Origin of the sequence: Nonomuraea sp. NPDC049695 (assembly GCF_040674955.1) — a bacterium.
Classification (GTDB): Bacteria; Actinomycetota; Actinomycetes; order Streptosporangiales; family Streptosporangiaceae; genus Nonomuraea; species Nonomuraea helvata.
Genome location: NZ_JBFANV010000237.1, coordinates 1 through 1,366, shown reverse-complemented (window position 1 = coordinate 1,366; position 1,366 = coordinate 1). Strand labels below are relative to the sequence as shown.

Sequence of the window (1,366 nt, the reverse complement as noted above, 5' to 3'; positions counted from 1 at the left end):
TGGCCTTCCCCTCATAGCGTGGAGACCGAACCGGGAGAGGTTTGGTCGTGGCAGGAGTCACGCGGAGGCGCTTTGATCCGGAGTTCCGGGCGGGGGCGGTGCGTATCGTGAAGGAGACCGGCAAACCCGTCGCGCAGGTGGCGCGGGATCTGGGGATCAGTCCGTACACGCTGCACAATTGGGTGCAGATGGATTGGCTCGCCGAGCACTACAACGGCGACGGCGATGGGAGCGGAACGCTGGAGGAGACCGAGCAGGAAGAGCTGGCCCGGCTGCGGCGGGAGAAGGCCGAGCTGGCCAAGCAGCACGCCCGTGAGAAGGCGGCGTGGGAGAAGGAACGCGCCGAGTTGGAAGACGAGCGTGACGTGCTCAAGCGCTCGGTGGTCTTGTGGGTCAAAGAGGCGATGGGCCGATAAGCGTGGCGGCCTTCATCAGCTCCCAGAAGACCGAGCATGGCATCGACCACGTCATCTCCTGCCGGGCATTAGGGGTGTCGCAGTCCTGGTTCTACAAGTGGAAGAACCGCATCGACCAGGACAAGCTGACCGCCCGCCAACGTCGGCGGGCCGATTTGGATGTGGAGATCACCCGCTCGTTCGAGGCGTCGGGTGGCACCTACGGCTCTCCGCGGATCACCCGTGACCTGCACGAGGCGGGCTGGCGGGTGTCGGAGAATACGGTTGCGGCGCGGATGGCAGAGCTCGGCCTGGTCGCTCGCGTGCGCCGCAAGCCGCGCTCGCTGACCCGGCAAGGCAAGCGGCCCGCCGCCCCGGACCTGGTCCGCCGGAGGTTCACCGCGGTCGCGCCGGACGTGCTGTGGTGCGGCGACGTGACGCAGATCGACACCGACGAGGGCAAGCTTTACCTGGCCACGGTCGAAGACCTGTTCTCCCGCCGGCTCCTCGGCTATGCCATGTCCGGGCACCACAACGCCGCGCTGACCAGCGCCTCGCTGCAGATGGCGGTGGCCACCCGCGGCGGCGACATCGACGGCGTGATCTTCCACTCGGACCGCGGCTCGGAATACACTGCGGCCCGCTACCAGGAGCTATGCCGGCGCCTGGGCGTGGTCCAGTCCATGGGCCGCGTGGGCTGCGCGCTCGACAACGCAGCAGCTGAAGCGCTCAACAGCACCCTCAAGGTCGAATACGTGCACCGCCACCGGTTCCGCACCAGAACCGAAGCGCGCCTGAAGATCGCCACCTGGATCGCCGACTTCTACAACACCACTCGGCGGCACAGCGCCAACGACGGCCTGCCGCCCATCACATTCGAACGTCACATGATCGAGAAGAGACAAGCCTCATCGGCCCTGCTGAGGACCGCTGTGGCATAGAACCGTCTCCACGTTTTCAGGGGATTGACA

2 protein-coding genes are annotated in these 1,366 nt (G+C 66.5%); both read left to right on the top strand.

Going from position 1 to position 1,366, the window contains the following annotated elements:
* The first annotated feature begins 47 nt into the window (after positions 1-47).
* Positions 48-416 carry a transposase gene (locus AB0J64_RS57280; protein WP_364047274.1) on the top strand — a complete coding sequence of 123 codons (369 nt, stop codon included), beginning with the start codon at positions 48-50 and terminating at the stop codon, positions 414-416.
* Between the two features lie 2 nt (positions 417-418).
* The gene (locus tag AB0J64_RS57275; protein WP_364047271.1) at positions 419-1,336 is read left to right on the top strand and encodes an IS3 family transposase; all 918 of its coding nucleotides are present in this window, start codon (positions 419-421) and stop codon (positions 1,334-1,336) included.
* Positions 1,337-1,366 lie beyond the last annotated feature (30 nt).